Below are 15,957 nucleotides of genomic sequence, written 5' to 3'. Positions count from 1 at the left end.
ATCAATCCTATCTAACGAAATCATTTGTCCCGATGATGTGTTTAGCAATGATCTGCCTGGCCACATCCTGTAAGAAAACCTCAATACTGCTAATGATGAAAGTCTGCCACCTCAAGCGAAAACGGAGAGTACTGCCCAGACTAACTTAAACAACGATTTAATGTTAAAATTAATAAATGATACGCAATTAACAGGATGTAACTGTGGAAATACTGTTATGCCTCCTGTAGCGCCTGTGGGCCGGAATGCTAATTTGACGCTGACTGCGATTGCGCAAAGCAAATACATGCTGTCTATCAATAAATGCGGCATGAATCTGAAGATGGAACTAGCGCTGGCAATCGGATAACGGCCACAGGTCATACTGGAAAGCCGTTGGAGAAAATATCGCCTCAGGACAAACTACCGAGCTACAGGGTTTAACGACTGGCTCAAAAGTGAGGGGCATTGCAAGAACATGATGAATGCAAATTTCAAATAGATGGGAGCGGCCAAGTCGGGAACTTTCTGGACGCAGGTTTTTAGGGGCAAAAATGTAACTAGCTAAAAACGTATCTATTTCTTGAATATTGATTCGAAGATATTTATTCCATTATAAATCTTCTATTAGTTCAGTTAACGCTTTATGATAACGCTCATAATTTTGTTGATCGGTATTTAAAAAAAGAAACGGCTCAATTAGTTCCAGTTCCATAAGTAAAAAATCACCATTTACGAAAACACCATCCACTCTTGCGTAAAGACAATTCTTTGCAAATTGGCGAACATATCTGGCTGCAGTTTCAATCAATTTTTGATCGGGCTTTTGCGGATGGACTGAACCGCCATGTCCAGGCTGAACCCTAAAATCTCCAGTTTTGGCTTGTTTAATTAGAGCGTGACTGTAGAAGCCGTTAAAAAAAACGAAAGACCATTCTCCGCTTTCTAAAATTTCTGGCAGAAATGGCTGAATAATAAAGTCTTCCATTTTGATCAATTCTGCTAACTTCTCCTTGATTTCTTTTGCATTTGTTGGAGTAACTTTAAAGGTATTTTTGGCGCCGCCGCTTACACAGGGTTTTACAATTAGCTTTTTTGTTTCGAAATTTTCGAAAAATACATTGAAGTCAACATTTTCATCTTTTTCAAGAAAAATGCTTGGTGTAATCTTTAAGCCAGCTTGCTGAATTTCCTTTAGGTAGTGTTTATGGGTATTCCACCTTACCACATCAATTGGATTGAGCAGTTTTACCTTTTTATCTTCGAGCAAGCTGAGCCACTGATGAAACTGCTCGATTAAATCAAAATAATCCCACGGCGATTTTAAAATGGCAAGCTGATAATTTTCCCAGTTGGTATTTGGATCATTCCATATTACTTTTTGAATGTTTAATCCTTTTGCCTGCAGAAAGTCTAAGAGTCTATCATCTTCGCTTTCAACGGTATCTGAATCATATTTTCCTTGATCTAAATAAGTCACTAATGCAATATTCATGGTTTAAAAGTATGTTTTGTCATTTAAACAGACAAATTAAAAGAGTGAAGTTTGATTGTTAGGCACTTTAAAAAGTGAATGGTTTAAGATGATTTCCTTTTTATTCAAGCCGTTCAGTCTGGCATGCAATTTAAAGTTATCGCTGATCATCTTTGCTATATTTCCCTCTCCACGCATTCTATCCCCAAAACGACTATCGTTTACCGCTCCGCCATGGCAACTTTGAATCATGTGCCAAACTTTGTCAAACCGGTCTGGGAAATTTTTCCTTAACCAATCTTCAAAAATTTGGCCAATAGCCCCGTTTAGCCGTACTATGGTATATCCTGATTTTATGGCCCCAGCATTTGCAACTGCTTTTAATATTGTAGGGATTTCGTGGTCGCTCAAACTCGGCACAAGCGGAGCCACCATTACGCCCATTGGGATTCCAGCTTTGCTCAAGTCTTCTACAATTTTTAGTCGTTGTTTTGCAGTGGTTGTTCTAGGCTCCATCACTTGGCGCAAATCTTCGTTCAGGCTGTTGATGGATACATAGACCATGCATAAATTAAGTTTTGCCATTTCTTGCAAAATGTCACGATCACGAAGAATTAGCGAATTTTTGGTAATCATCCCGATAGGTTGTTTATATTCTAAAGCAATTTCTAGCAATTGCCTGGTTAGTTTAAACTTCCTTTCTGCGGGCTGATAGCAATCGGTATTTCCTGATAAGGAAATGGTAGCAGCATCCCATCCTTTTTTCTCCAGAAACTTTTTGAAAAGTAAGGGAGCATCCTTTTTTACAATAATCTTCCGTTCGAACTCCAGCCCAGCGCTGTAGCCCCAATATTGATGTGAATTGCGGGCATAACAATAGGTGCAACCATGTTCACATCCCTGATATGGATTTAAGGAATAAGCCATTCCAACATCCGGACTATCTACTTTGTTGACAATAGACTTTGAATTTTCAAAAATAAAGGATGTTTTTCGATCGGATTCTTCCCAATCATCAATGCCTTCATCGTGTTCCTTAACATAAACATCTTTTAAAAATTTATTATGAGGATTGACCTGTGCACCTCGTCCTTTAAAATATTTCTTTTCATCCTTCATAATCTGAAGATGAAATTACTAAAAAAATTAGTAATAGTAGTGTTGATTAAAATTATTTTGAAGTAGCTTCTTTCTTTTGAAGTGGTATATAGTCCATCGGAACCATATCTGCGACCTTTTCGTAAGCCCAAAATCCCTCATATAAAAGTGCTCTGGAATCATGAATACCACCATTCTCATAAAATCGTACACCGGGGCCTGTTAAATTGGCAACCGATATTTCATTTTCTGGAACATCTAATGGTCTGAAAATCCAAAAACCGGTATTGGAATAAGCCAGCGATTCTTTTTCTTTCGTATACTGAATGATTAGTGCATCGGTATAACTAAGGTATTTCATGTTTTCATTAAAATCATGCACCAAAGTATCGGGCAAAACATCGCCTCTCGAAAACTTATCAATGGTTCGGGGCGTTGCCTGTTGCTTTGTCCAGAAGTTAAGCAAGGCAGTATCAATTTTGCCAGCAGTTTTTCTTATGCCTGTTTTCTCGGGAAGGGTTTTTATCTTCTCAAGTGTACTATTAATGACGTAGTCTGGATACCGATTTGGGTTGGGGATTTTTACCATTTTGTTAATAATGAAACCTTCTTCCTTACTTTTTCCTGTATACAGCGATCTGAAAAAATGTTGAGAGGAGCCATAATATGCAGTTTCACGAGCTGCGATGTATTTGTTCTTTTTTGCTGCCGAAGCTTTTAGTTCTTCGAAAAATGGATGGCCAGAATAATAAATAATGTGCGTTCTGGAGTTATACTCAAAATGATCAAGCATATACTTCAGTCGATAGCCGAGCGCCTTGTTTTCAACTATAAGAAACTCAGTTGTGGTTACTGTTAAAGTACTTTTAGTAATGTCAAAATCCACATTAAGTACCTGGGGGTTTAGTATTTTGCACTGAAGCGCATTTGGCGATTTGCCAATAAAAAACTCTTTAAACTGATTGATATATTTTTGACGATTTGGATCTGCCCGAACAACCACTTCGTCTAACTGTGCTACATTCTCTTTTAAAACCAGATCAACAACCACTGATTTATCCGAAATAATGACGCTTTTGGAGTAGGGGAGATAACCCACAATCTGAACAAGCAGATCATAACTGCCGGGCTTCAAGCTTGGGAGTTTAAATTTCCCGTCATTATCGGCTACAGTTGCAATTCTATAACCACTTAAATAAATACTTGCGCCAGGCAATCCATCTTTATTATCTCTAACAATTCCGCTAATGGTAAATGTATTTTGAGCAATGGCACATGTACCAATAAAAATGAAAAATAACGATGCCAACAGGCTTTTAATCATGAGAGCGAATGTAACCAAAAGCCGTAATATTACGAATTCAGAAAATTATTTTAACAATTTTAACATTAGTTTAGCGCTTATTCGTTGGGATATAATCCATCGGAACACTATCAGCAATTTTTTCCCAGGCCCAATAACCAGAGTACAACATCGATCGAGGGTTGTAAACTCCTCCATTCTCATAAAAATAAACAGGCGCAACCTGTAAATCAATGGTCGAAATCTGATAGTTTGGCATATCTAAGGGCCTGGAAATAGATTGCCCAAGGCGATTTGTAAAAAGCGGGCTCTCGGTATCTTTTGTATAAATGACATAAAGCTTATCGGTGAAATTGATGGACTTGATGTTCGCATTAAAGGTTTTAACAAGTGTGTCTTGTAAAATCGGGACCCGATTTAAAATTGAAATTCCTTTATGCAAGTTTTTTTTCTTCATCCAATAGCTCAAGGAATCATCTTTAACAACACCAATAACAATTTTGCCTGTTAGGCTCATTTGCATTTTGGTTAAACGTTTCAAATTGGCGTTGATTAAACTATCCGAAGGTCGGTCTGCATTCGTTTTAGTAATTATTTTGTTGATAATGAATCCTTCCTCCGTTGCTTTATTTTGGTAAAGAGATCTGAAGAAATGCTGCGGTGAACCCAAATAAGCAGCCAAACGTTTCTTTGCCCAAATTTTTTGTTTTCTTTCTGAACCTTTCAAATCTTCGTAATATGGAAAGCCTTCGTAGTAGATCACCCTTGTATTACTATCCCATTCAAATTGCTTAATTAAATACTTAATGTTATAGCCTAGAGCCTGGTTCTCTATAATCAAAAATTCATTTGTTTTTACGCTAAGCCTATTGAACTCCTTATCGAAATCAATAAGCAACACATTCGGATTCATTAGTTTACAATCAGCCGCGTTTTCTGTTGTGCCGATAAAAAAATCACGAAACATGCCTATATAGTAGGTTCGGTTTGGATCTGGTTTAATCGTTACCTCTGATAATTGGGTGATGCTTTCTTCTAGAAGGACATCCAACTTAATAGGCTTATCTGATATGATAACATTTTTACTTACGGCTTTATAACCAATTAACTGAAATAAAATATCATAGTTTCCCGGTTGAAGTGGTAACTGATATGCCCCATCATTATCAGCAACCGTAGCGATCTTGTAGCCGCTCACAAAAATTCCGGTACCAGGTAAAGCTTCTCCACGCTGATCTTTTATGGAGCCAGACAGGGTAAAGCTTTGCTGAGCGAAAGAGAACTGAAATGCAAAAAATAAAATGAACAGGAATATAAAAGATCTCATTATGCCAAAAATATCAACTAAGTTAATAGTTAATTTGGATTAATGCGAATTTTGCGATGCAGCCACTAAAATTTTATCTGCTAGTTTTGGAAGTAATCTTTATATGGCAATTTAAGGAGAGATGAATCTATCCCAAAAGATCCTTGGCATTCTCAATTGCCGATGCCCCTGGGTTTTTACCACTCAACATTTCTGCTATAACTGCTACTCTTTCTTCTTGTTTTAGTTTACGAATGCCAGTGGTGGTTTTTCCTCCCGCTTCATTTTTATGCACAAAATAGTGAGATTTACCTTTGGCCGCAATTTGCGGTAGGTGAGTAATGGAAATTACCTGCATATTTCCTCCAAGTGCGGATATTACTTCGCCCACCTTTAGTGCCGTTTCTCCGGAAATTCCCGTATCAATTTCATCAAAAATTATTGTCGGTAGGGAAGTGTGTTGAGCAAGCAAAGCTTTAATGGCCAACATCAACCGTGATAATTCTCCTCCAGAGGCTACCTTATTTACCGGAGCAGGGGCTTGACCAGCATTTGCAGAAAATAGTAAGTTGATCTCGTCGCGCCCATCTTTGCCTAATTCTGCTTGTTGTTGTGTTAAAGCCAATTTGGCACTTGGCATACCCACTTTTTTTAAAGTATCGCTGGTTTGATTTTCAACTGTTTTGATGGCTTTTTTTCTGTTTAAACTCAGTTGAGTTGCCTGCTTCGTAAGATCAATTTTAAGTTGTTCAATTTCCTTTTGAAGTTTTTCAATGTTTTCATCAGAACTTAACAACTGATTTAAATTATTTTCCAATTGGCTTTGAATAGCCAATAGCTCATTATTGTTACTTACGCGATGTTTTTGTTGTAAGGAATAAAATAGGTCCAGTCGGTGATTGATTATGTCTAAACGATCAGCGCTGTGTACAGTATTTTCTTCCAAGCTCGAAACTTCATCTGCAATGTCTTTAATTTCGATTATCGATGATTTTAAACGCTCAAAAAGTATATTGATAGCGGGATCGAACTTCTCTATTCCTTGTAATTGCAGCTGAGCTTCCTTTAATATTTGCATTGCCGAAGGTTCACTTTCATTTAGCAAGGCACCGGAATTAAGTAAAGCCCTTTTTATCGTTTCGGCATGAGTAAGTTTCTCCAGCTCAAGTTCTAAATCTTCTTGCTCGCCTTCTTTTAAGTTAGCTTGTTCTAACTCGTTAAACAAAAACTGTTCATAATCTTGTTTGCTTCGGGCCTCGTCAGCATCACTAATTAATTTTTTTAAACGGCTGCTGTCTTGCTTTAATTTTTTAAAACCGTTTCGGTATTCAAATAATAGAGCTTTATGATTAGCCAAAGAATCTACAATAAGCAATTGAAAATCGGTATCATTAATCTCTTGCGTGGCATGTTGTGAATGGATATCGATTAACTTTTCGCCAATTTGCTTCAGAATGGATAGGTTAACCGGCGTATCGTTTATAAACGATCTTGTTTTTCCATCAATCGAAATCTCTCTTCTTAAAATGCTCTCGTTTGAAAAGTCTAAGTCGTTTTCTTCAAAAATTTCTCTTAAATGTTCATCAGCCAATGCAAAAACACCTTCAATAACGCATTTTTTATCTTGGTTAAAAAAGTATTTGCTCTCTGCCCGCTGACCCAGTATCAATGACAGCGCACCTAGAATGATCGATTTACCAGCACCTGTTTCACCAGTGATAATATTTAAACCTTTATCAAATTCGATATCCAAACTATCGATTAATGCGTAATTACGAATAGAAAGTTTTTGTAGCATACAGAGTACGAAATTAAAAAAAGTTATTTAACAAATGCCTAAAAACAAAAACGGCGAAGAATAATCTTCGCCGTTTAATATTTCCATGTTTGGTTTAGTTCTCTTTTCTTTCCTTACGCTCCGCTTTTTCCATTTTTTCTTTAAGCTCTTTCACTTCATTGTCGAATTTTTGCTTCAACCTTTTATACTCTTTTGTTTGTCTGACCTTATTAGTATTAGTATTTGAGTTTTGATTCATATAAATGGATGTTCCATCCATTCCAAATGCAATATTGTTATTCATATTGGTAAACAATGAGTCAGAATTAATTCTTGCTAGCTCAGCTAATTTAGTATGATCAATCCCTTTTAAGCTTCTAATCCGAGCATGATCAAGTTGTGCCCTGAACTCAGGATTGTTCATTTTATCAATCATATCTTCACTTAGCTTTCTCCATTTAGCTTGTGCTTCTGGAGAATTATATTCTTTCGCGATATCTTCGCCGAATTTCTTCCATTTTGCCTGAGCCTCTGGCGAGTTGTACTGTTTTGCTACATCTTCACCAAATTTTTTCCATTTCGCTTGTGCCTCTGGCGAATTGAATTTTTTATAAATTTTAGCTTGGAACAATGAATCTTTAAACCCAAGTCCAGAATCAATGTTCATTCTAAAAACCGTATTTCCTGAGAAAACTTCATCCTTATAAAAATCTCTCCTTAAACTGTCCGGCATTTCTTTTACGGAGTTATATTCCGTTTTTTTACCATTGGCATCTATCATAACTATTTTAATCTTGCGCTTTTTAGTCGTATCAAGGCAAACAATAGTTTTTAAATTTTCTTGATTATGAGTGATAGCAACCATTTGTTTTCTAATCATGGTTTTATTTACCTTTTTCGTTGTTGCTGGATTAATCCATGCGATAGAAAATAAGCATGCAATTCCCAAAGTTAGCGCTGCCATCTGCTGTTTAACATTTAAATAATTCGTTTTCATATTCGTGATTCGTTTTATACGTTGATATAAATTTTGCGTCTTTCCCGTTGCTGCTAAAGCATATGCCGGACTGCTTTTATCCTTTAAAAGCTCTAACTTAAGTAGCGCGTGAGCATAATTTAGAGGCTTGCCAGTTAATTTCAGAACAAGGTCATCGCAGGCATGTTCGCGTTCAATGTGGATAAATCTCCCCGCCATCCACACAAAGGGATTGTAAAACAGCAACGTTTCAATTCCAGTTTTAATTAGGTTAAGTAAGTAGTCATTTCTTCTGATATGGGATAATTCATGGATAAGAATAGCCTCAACCTGATCATTATCCAACTGATTCACTAATGCCACCGGAAATAAAACTACCGGCTTTAAATAGCCGATTACTAACGGAACATTCACAATTGATGACAACTGGAATCTGACAGCTTTATTAATTTGAAGTTTCAGGATAACTTCGTCAAATATTATTTTCCAACTTACAGGGATAGCACTTAAGCTATCTTTCTTAAATTTAGCAAGCTGATGATAACCTTTGCTAATTACAAAAAGTTGTAAAAAGATTCCGATAATGTAGAAAGCTGCAACCATAGGGAAGTATTGCTCTGCCTTGCTACTAACGCTGGGAGGGAGATTATTGAAATATTGGTAAAGCTGTACTCTTTCAACATTACTACTGATTGCTTCTTTTGGAGTATTAAATGTGATTTTGCTCAAGAAATTGTACACAAAGCCGATGAACATTAATACGATAGAACCGAAAGCCAAATTGTGTTTATATCTTGCAGCCATTTTTGGCATACTTACTAGGATGATAAACAACACTCCGTAAATAAGAGCGCTTTGCCAGAGTGAATTTAAAATGCTCCAACCAAATGCTTTGATAAATTGTTGTAATAAAGTTTCCATAATGGTGGTTTTATTTCTTGTTGATCTTTTCGCTGATAAATTTTAGGGATCTAAACCCTACATCGTCCCCCTTCAACTTTGCCTTACTTAAGGCCATCTAAATATTTTTTAATTTCATCAATCTCATCGGAACTAGCACTGTGGTTACCTAATGCCTGCATGACTAACCGAGCTGCCGAACCATTAAATACATTATCAATCATCTTGCTCACCATTTGTTTCTCAGTTTTATCTTTACTGACAATAGCTTTGTAGATGTGTGTCTTTTGATTAGTATCCCTTTCTACCAGGCCTTTCTCATGCATAATTTGCATTAATTTCAAAGTGGTGGTATAACCAGAATCTTTTTTATTCAAAGCTTCATGCACCTCTCTTACTGTAGCCAAACCTTTTTGCCAAAGTACTTGTAAAATTTCCATTTCGCCTTCTGTGGGTTTGATGTTGCTATGCGCCATATGTTACCGTTCTACGAATTATTTCGTAATCAAATGTACGAAGATATTCGTATATTCAAAATATTTTACGAATTTTATTTTTCAAATCGGGGAATAACCGGAAAGCTAGAAGCCTCACTTGGACATAAGACGCAGGAAAGTTTAAAGTGTTGCATCTTTAGTTAGAATTCAATCAAAAACACACCACTGATATGCACCAAAGCATGGGCAAGTATTACTCAACTAAAGATTTGGGAAGATGAAACAGTATTAATTTTTTTTCAAGCCTTCGTATTTACCAATATTTGCTGGATCTATTTCAGCAAGCATGTTATAAGCCTTCATACGTTCTTGAGTATTCAGCTTTGATAATACATTGGTTACTTCTTCAGCCTTGGAAGCAAAATAAACGTTTGGAAAGATAGATCCCAACTTCTGTTTGTCCATTTGTTGTAAAGCAGGTAGTGCAGAGACAATTTGTGTTAGGCCTTTATCGTTGTCTGTAAGTTGATCTAAACCATTTAAGTGATAGGCATAAATAAAAGCTCTCAATTCGCTGAAAACTGGATTAAGTACGTTTTCATTAAACCAAAAACGGTTACGCAAACCATCTGCCGCCTTCCATCCTGTATTACCAGAGGCTTGAGCAAGGTTGATAATATTTTGTGCTTTTTTGAAGTAATTATTACCGCCCAATTTTGAAAAGCTGTCTTTATCTAATCCGATAATGGTATAGGCATAATAGGATAGAAGTGCACTAATGTTCGAAATATAATTCTGATCCGAAAAATCAATCGTAGAACCATCATTGTAACTGAAATCAAAATTCTTGTCACTCATGTTCAATAAAGTGCTGTTATACGAGCTGTTGAAAACCGGTCTGCTGCTTTGAATTTGTGCCTCGGCTATGTATCCAGACCCACCGTCCCAAGAGTTAATTGTGATTACGAAGCTACAATCAATTCGTTCCTGCGGTTTGTAACTTTCGCTACTAAATTTATTATTGTTTAAAAAATCACGAATTGTTCTTTGCAATGCTTCCAGCGTGGGCTTACTCATATTTGAAACCTGAGGAGCCAAAACTGTTACTCTCGCATTTAGTTCTTGTGCCTGCACTTTCCCCAAACCCATCAATAGCAATATCCAAACAATTTTTTTTATCATGTTGAAATTTTCAAAATAGCAGCACAAATGTCTTTAGCTACAGCTGTTTTCGATTTCATTTCGTAAACAGATCGCTCTAATGCTTTGTTAAAAATAGTAATTTTATTCGTATCAGATTTAAATCCTGCACCTTTATCGTTTAGTGAATTCAAAACTACCAAGTCCAGATTTTTCTTTTCCAACTTACCTTTAGCATAGTTTTCTTCATCATTGGTTTCCAATGCAAATCCAACTAAAATCTGATTGTCTTTTTTATTATTTCCTAAAGTCGCCAAAATATCAACCGTCTTTTCCAGTTCTAAATTCAAGTCAGATTCTCGCTTTTTAATCTTTTGGCTAGCAACCATTTTTGGACGATAATCAGCAACAGCTGCACACATTACTATGATATCCATAGCTGGAGAAATTGACATACAGGCGTTCAGCATTTCTTCTGCACTTACTACATCCACTCTTTTTAAATCTTTTGATGATTCTTGTGCGGTTGGTCCGGCAACTAGTGTCACCTCGGCACCAAGGTTTGCCAACTCATCAGCCAAAGCAAAACCCATTTTACCCGACGAATGGTTTCCGATAAATCTAACGGGGTCAATAGCTTCATAAGTTGGGCCGGCGGTAACCATTACTCTTTTACCATATAAAGGCTGAAAAGCTTTAATCGATTCATCAAGAAAAGAAATAATCTCCTCCGGTTCCGCCATTCTTCCCTCACCGTAAAGTCCACTGGCTAATTCACCACTACCAGGAGAAATAACTGTATTGCCAAAGCTAGAAATTTTTGAAATGTTGGTTTGTGTACTTTCATGTTTCCACATATCTAAATCCATTGCAGGTGCAACGTAAACATCACATTTTGCAGAAAGATACACGGCAGTTAGCAAATTATCACAAATGCCCGAAGCAAGTTTTGCCAACGTATTCGCACTAATAGGTGCGATAATAATTAGATCAGCCCACAAGCCAAGTTCAACATGATTGCTCCAAACACCAGTTTCCTCTTCGAAGTATCGGGTATAAACAGGGTTTTTAGAAAGCGTAGCAAGGGTAAGTGGCGTAATGAAATTTGCGCCATCGGGGGTGAGAATAACCTTAACGTTTGCACCAGCTTTAACCAGTAATCGGACCAGAATGGCCGACTTATAAGCTGCAATGCTACCGCAAACGCCAAGGATAATATTTTTATTTTTTAGCATGAACTGTTTGGCATAAAGCTTAGACTTAGAGCACTAAACATGCTTAAGAAAGCGCTATGCTCCTTGCTCTTCGCTAATTATTTTTGTTCTTTAGCAGGATTTCTGTGATAAATTTTTTCGTTTAAAAATTCATCAATTGCAACCAAAACAGGCTTTGGCATACGCTCATAGTGCTTGCTGATTTCAATTTGCTCACGGTTTTCAAAAATCTCTTCTAAGTTATCGTTGCTCGATGCAAATTCTGCCAATTTACCGTGAAGCTCTTCTTTAACGTTGTTAGAAATCTGATTTGCTCTTTTGGCAATTACCACTAAAGATTCATATAAGTTATCTGTAGTTTTATCTAAATCGTGAACGTTTCTAGTCACTGTAGTGTTCGGTACAGCAGGTTTGTTAGTATTCATGTATTAATTAATTTTTAATATTCGTGTTATCCGCAGTAGTTGGTTTTAAAGAAACGGTATCTTTTAATCTACCAGTTCTAATCAACATTTGCTTATATTTTTCTTGGTCAGCCGCATATAAAGCCAGCTCTTGTTTGCTAGTAGCAATGCCATCCTCAACATCTTGTTTAAGTTGCTTCGCTTCTTTAGTAAATTTGCTTTCAGGATGGTTCTCCGTGAATTCTGTATATAGTTCTATGGCCTCATTATAACGATCTTCCTGGCGAATAATGTAGCTGTTTTTTGCGTACAGATACTGAGCTTTTATCATGAGAAAATCCATCTCTTCTGCATACTTAATATCTGGATAATCTCGCTGCGCATTTTTTAAAGCGATAACAGCAGCTCTGTAATTATCAACATTACTTGGGCCAGTAGTCAGATACATTTTGGCATTCTCAAAAGCCTTATCTTCCAATTTTCCACGCAATGTCGCAATGTATTTACCTGCAGCAGCGGCACGATCACTCGTTGGGTACAAATTGATAAATAATTGCAATGCATCAATCGCTTTATAAGTGTTTTCTTGATCTAATGAAAAAGCAGGGGATTCCAAGTAGTAGCAATAAGCACCCATATAGCGGGCCTCTTCAGCATTTTTACTAGCGGGATAAGTATCTGCAAAACTTTTAAACTGATATCTGGCAGTTGTATAATCGCTTAATCTATATAAAGTATAAGCATAATAATAGTTTAGATCTTCTGCTTCTGCACGCCCACGATATTTCTGCGAAAGATCTTCAAAAAGTACCAATGCTTTACTATAATCTCTCTTATTATATAAACGAAGTGCCTCCTGATATTTTTTAGCAACGTCGTTACTCGCCCTCAATTTCTCAAACCGACTTTTACAACCCGCAATACCCAATGCGGCAACAAATACTAAAATAATTAAGTGTTTAACTTTAAACATTCTGCAAAGATAAATAATAATACGATAACATCAATAAAAACAATTCGCCGCTAAGCTATGCAATACAACCCACTACATATATATAGTTAACAATTTTTAACATACGCATTAGTTCTATTCCTATAATATATCCTTTACATATTCATTTTTGAAAGCGCTGTTCCCAATTGCCTGGAACTTTAATCCTTTTCTCTATTTAAAACGATTTCTTTAGAAATTCGTGCTTTCGTTGCCTGCTGCAATGAGGGCTTTTCTACTTTGATCGGCTTTACCTGGCGCAACGTTTGCAAGAAGTCACCATATTTCATCCATCAAACCAAAAATCACGATACCACTCCGGCCTAGTCGCTAACCAGCAAAGCGCCATCCAGTCTATATGTCCTATATATCTCTATGGTTCCTGAAACTAAGAACTCATGGACTAAAGTCAGAACACAATGACTGCCATAAGGCCTGTAACACCTTATATCCCTTAAAAAAACCTGTATTTTCTCTATTTCTATGGTTCAAAAAAAATAAACAGTGCAAACGGTTATCGAATTTAGCAAAGTATTTCCACTAGTCTAATAGTTTATCAAGTGTCCTATAGGTGTGCTTCTCGGGGGGGCTACACTCGATCGCCCTTTTTGTTTTGGCGTTCCCTAAAAATTTTCGGCTTGAAAAACAGGCGTTTACAGTAAAGGATGGAAAAAAGGGGATTGAATATTTGCCGGGAGCGGATTTTTTTCTACTTTTGCATCCCGCTTCGGAGGAAACGGTTGCATTGAAAAGCCGGTTGGTTGATAGATGAGAGTGGAAAAGGCCAAAAATTTACTTTAAAATAAATTTGCGGAAAAGAAAAAGATCGCTACCTTTGCAGCCCGGTTCGGAAGAAACGGGAAGCCGCCTGAAAGAGCGGAGAATTGAAAAGCAGAAAGAAAACGGGGACGAAAAAATAAAAATTATTTTATTTGGAAGTTCGAAAAAGTTTTCTACCTTTGCACTCCCAACCGAAAGGAAGGGTTAGAAAAAGTCGAGCGGCGGATGTCGCGGAAGACGGGAAACAAAAAGATTGAGACGAGCGGAAACAGGGGAGAGACGATCAAGACTCACGCCCAACTGAAGCGAGACGATATATAAAGACATGCCGTGAGGCGATAGTCGATAAGTTCTTAAAAGAGATGTCAATGATGCGTAGTGGGGTAATGAAGTACGAATTCAAGTACAGAGTTCCTTATTACATTTTAAAGTCAATGTCCAACGGACAAAACAAAAGAAGACTATTTTTAACGATAGTTAAAACTGGTCAGAATCTTACAACACATTTTACAATGGAGAGTTTGATCCTGGCTCAGGATGAACGCTAGCGGCAGGCCTAATACATGCAAGTCGAGGGGTAGAAGAGGCTTGCTTCTTTGAGACCGGCGCACGGGTGCGTAACGCGTATGCAACCTACCTTCATCTGGGGGATAGCCCGGAGAAATCCGGATTAATACCGCATAAAATCACAGGATGGCATTATCCAATGATCAAACATTTATGGGATGGAGATGGGCATGCGTGTCATTAGCTAGTTGGCGGGGTAACGGCCCACCAAGGCGACGATGACTAGGGGATCTGAGAGGATGGCCCCCCACACTGGTACTGAGACACGGACCAGACTCCTACGGGAGGCAGCAGTAAGGAATATTGGTCAATGGAGGCAACTCTGAACCAGCCATGCCGCGTGCAGGAAGACTGCCCTATGGGTTGTAAACTGCTTTTATTCGGGAATAAACCTAGATACGTGTATCTAGCTGAATGTACCGAAGGAATAAGGATCGGCTAACTCCGTGCCAGCAGCCGCGGTAATACGGAGGATCCAAGCGTTATCCGGATTTATTGGGTTTAAAGGGTGCGTAGGCGGCCTGTTAAGTCAGGGGTGAAAGACGGTAGCTCAACTATCGCAGTGCCCTTGATACTGATGGGCTTGAATGGACTAGAGGTAGGCGGAATGAGACAAGTAGCGGTGAAATGCATAGATATGTCTCAGAACACCGATTGCGAAGGCAGCTTACTATGGTCTTATTGACGCTGAGGCACGAAAGCGTGGGGATCAAACAGGATTAGATACCCTGGTAGTCCACGCCCTAAACGATGAACACTCGCTGTTGGCGATACACAGTCAGCGGCTAAGCGAAAGCGTTAAGTGTTCCACCTGGGGAGTACGCTCGCAAGAGTGAAACTCAAAGGAATTGACGGGGGCCCGCACAAGCGGAGGAGCATGTGGTTTAATTCGATGATACGCGAGGAACCTTACCCGGGCTTGAAAGTTAGTGAATGATCCAGAGATGGATCAGTGAGCAATCACACGAAACTAGGTGCTGCATGGCTGTCGTCAGCTCGTGCCGTGAGGTGTTGGGTTAAGTCCCGCAACGAGCGCAACCCCTATGTTTAGTTGCCAGCACGTTAAGGTGGGGACTCTAAACAGACTGCCTGTGCAAACAGAGAGGAAGGAGGGGACGACGTCAAGTCATCATGGCCCTTACGTCCGGGGCTACACACGTGCTACAATGGATGGTACAGAGGGCAGCTACATAGCAATATGATGCGAATCTCACAAAGCCATTCACAGTTCGGATTGGGGTCTGCAACTCGACCCCATGAAGTTGGATTCGCTAGTAATCGCGTATCAGCAATGACGCGGTGAATACGTTCCCGGGCCTTGTACACACCGCCCGTCAAGCCATGGAAGTTGGGGGTACCTAAAGTATGTAACCGAAAGGAGCGTCCTAGGGTAAAACCGATAACTGGGGCTAAGTCGTAACAAGGTAGCCGTACCGGAAGGTGCGGCTGGAATACCTCCTTTCTGGAGTGGAGTTGACTACTCACTGCGCAACATGATATTTCAAAAGAGAAAAAAAGAAGAAACACCCAGAAGAAATGACGGTTGTCCTCAACGATAGGGCCATCGGAACGAAAGCTAGGTAAAGCAAAGGGAGCGGTAGCGGTAATATA

The 15,957-nt window shown here is 38.4% G+C and carries 12 protein-coding genes and 1 rRNA gene; 2 read left to right on the top strand and 11 right to left on the bottom strand.

Going from position 1 to position 15,957, the window contains the following annotated elements; all coding sequences use genetic code 11:
• Positions 1-160: 160 nt before the first annotated feature.
• The gene (locus tag AC3ITD_RS12495) at positions 161-349 is read left to right on the top strand and encodes a hypothetical protein (RefSeq protein ID WP_489360145.1); all 189 of its coding nucleotides are present in this window, start codon (positions 161-163) and stop codon (positions 347-349) included.
• Positions 350-592: 243 nt separating this feature from the next.
• Here the strand turns inward: AC3ITD_RS12495 and AC3ITD_RS12490 are convergent, their stop codons facing one another.
• The 11 genes from AC3ITD_RS12490 to AC3ITD_RS12440 all read right to left on the bottom strand — a co-directional run bounded on the left by AC3ITD_RS12490 (position 593) and on the right by AC3ITD_RS12440 (position 12,981).
• On the bottom strand, positions 593-1,474 hold the full coding sequence (locus AC3ITD_RS12490) for an ATP-grasp domain-containing protein (RefSeq protein WP_489360143.1): 882 nt from the start codon (positions 1,472-1,474) through the stop codon (positions 593-595).
• A gap of 36 nt (positions 1,475-1,510) precedes the next feature.
• A complete protein-coding gene (locus AC3ITD_RS12485; protein ID WP_489360141.1) occupies positions 1,511-2,572 on the bottom strand; it encodes a PA0069 family radical SAM protein in 1,062 nt (353 codons plus the stop codon).
• A 52-nt stretch (positions 2,573-2,624) separates the two neighbouring features.
• Complete coding sequence (locus AC3ITD_RS12480; RefSeq protein WP_265800873.1) at positions 2,625-3,875, bottom strand: carboxypeptidase-like regulatory domain-containing protein; 1,251 nt, start codon at positions 3,873-3,875, stop codon at positions 2,625-2,627.
• A 70-nt stretch (positions 3,876-3,945) separates the two neighbouring features.
• The gene (locus AC3ITD_RS12475; RefSeq protein ID WP_489360138.1) at positions 3,946-5,181 is read right to left on the bottom strand and encodes a carboxypeptidase-like regulatory domain-containing protein; all 1,236 of its coding nucleotides are present in this window, start codon (positions 5,179-5,181) and stop codon (positions 3,946-3,948) included.
• A gap of 127 nt (positions 5,182-5,308) precedes the next feature.
• Entirely contained in the window at positions 5,309-6,958 is a 1,650-nt protein-coding gene (recN, locus tag AC3ITD_RS12470; protein ID WP_489360136.1) for a DNA repair protein RecN, read from the bottom strand.
• Positions 6,959-7,052: 94 nt separating this feature from the next.
• On the bottom strand, positions 7,053-8,834 hold the full coding sequence (locus AC3ITD_RS12465; RefSeq protein WP_489360134.1) for a M56 family metallopeptidase: 1,782 nt from the start codon (positions 8,832-8,834) through the stop codon (positions 7,053-7,055).
• 83 nt (positions 8,835-8,917) lie between these two features.
• Positions 8,918-9,253, bottom strand: coding sequence for a BlaI/MecI/CopY family transcriptional regulator (locus tag AC3ITD_RS12460; protein WP_489360132.1), 336 nt, complete (start codon positions 9,251-9,253; stop codon positions 8,918-8,920).
• Between the two features lie 285 nt (positions 9,254-9,538).
• Positions 9,539-10,432, bottom strand: coding sequence for a type IX secretion system protein PorD (gene porD / locus AC3ITD_RS12455; protein WP_265800865.1), 894 nt, complete (start codon positions 10,430-10,432; stop codon positions 9,539-9,541).
• On the bottom strand, positions 10,429-11,625 hold the full coding sequence (coaBC, locus tag AC3ITD_RS12450; RefSeq protein ID WP_489360130.1) for a bifunctional phosphopantothenoylcysteine decarboxylase/phosphopantothenate--cysteine ligase CoaBC: 1,197 nt from the start codon (positions 11,623-11,625) through the stop codon (positions 10,429-10,431). The genes porD and coaBC overlap by 4 nt, the downstream gene beginning before the upstream one ends.
• Positions 11,626-11,702: 77 nt before the next feature.
• Entirely contained in the window at positions 11,703-12,029 is a 327-nt protein-coding gene (locus tag AC3ITD_RS12445) for a DNA-directed RNA polymerase subunit omega (protein ID WP_025145617.1), read from the bottom strand.
• Between the two features lie 7 nt (positions 12,030-12,036).
• A complete protein-coding gene (locus tag AC3ITD_RS12440; protein ID WP_265800860.1) occupies positions 12,037-12,981 on the bottom strand; it encodes an outer membrane protein assembly factor BamD in 945 nt (314 codons plus the stop codon).
• A 1,307-nt stretch (positions 12,982-14,288) separates the two neighbouring features.
• Between AC3ITD_RS12440 and AC3ITD_RS12435 the strand changes: the two genes are divergently transcribed.
• Positions 14,289-15,808 (top strand): 16S ribosomal RNA (locus AC3ITD_RS12435).
• The last annotated feature ends 149 nt before the right edge of the window (positions 15,809-15,957 follow it).

It is taken from the genome of Pedobacter sp. KH_004 (assembly GCF_057840755.1).
Note: the sequence above shows the minus strand (reverse complement) of the source record. Positions and strands in the feature narration are given on the sequence as shown.

Bases quoted from the DNA above. Each gene is read 5' to 3' on its own strand.
- AC3ITD_RS12480 (WP_265800873.1), bottom strand. From the start codon at position 3,875: ATGATTAAAAGCCTGTTGGCATCGTTATTTTTCATTTTTATTGGTACA.
- recN (WP_489360136.1), bottom strand. From the start codon at position 6,958: ATGCTACAAAAACTTTCTATTCGTAATTACGCATTAATCGATAGTTTG.
- AC3ITD_RS12440 (WP_265800860.1), bottom strand. From the start codon at position 12,981: ATGTTTAAAGTTAAACACTTAATTATTTTAGTATTTGTTGCCGCATTG.
- AC3ITD_RS12460 (WP_489360132.1), bottom strand. From the start codon at position 9,253: ATGGAAATTTTACAAGTACTTTGGCAAAAAGGTTTGGCTACAGTAAGA.
- AC3ITD_RS12445 (WP_025145617.1), bottom strand. From the start codon at position 12,029: ATGAATACTAACAAACCTGCTGTACCGAACACTACAGTGACTAGAAAC.
- AC3ITD_RS12490 (WP_489360143.1), bottom strand. From the start codon at position 1,474: ATGAATATTGCATTAGTGACTTATTTAGATCAAGGAAAATATGATTCA.
- AC3ITD_RS12475 (WP_489360138.1), bottom strand. From the start codon at position 5,181: ATGAGATCTTTTATATTCCTGTTCATTTTATTTTTTGCATTTCAGTTC.
- AC3ITD_RS12485 (WP_489360141.1), bottom strand. From the start codon at position 2,572: ATGAAGGATGAAAAGAAATATTTTAAAGGACGAGGTGCACAGGTCAAT.
- AC3ITD_RS12465 (WP_489360134.1), bottom strand. From the start codon at position 8,834: ATGGAAACTTTATTACAACAATTTATCAAAGCATTTGGTTGGAGCATT.
- coaBC (WP_489360130.1), bottom strand. From the start codon at position 11,625: ATGCTAAAAAATAAAAATATTATCCTTGGCGTTTGCGGTAGCATTGCA.
- porD (WP_265800865.1), bottom strand. From the start codon at position 10,432: ATGATAAAAAAAATTGTTTGGATATTGCTATTGATGGGTTTGGGGAAA.
- AC3ITD_RS12495 (WP_489360145.1), top strand. From the start codon at position 161: ATGTTAAAATTAATAAATGATACGCAATTAACAGGATGTAACTGTGGA.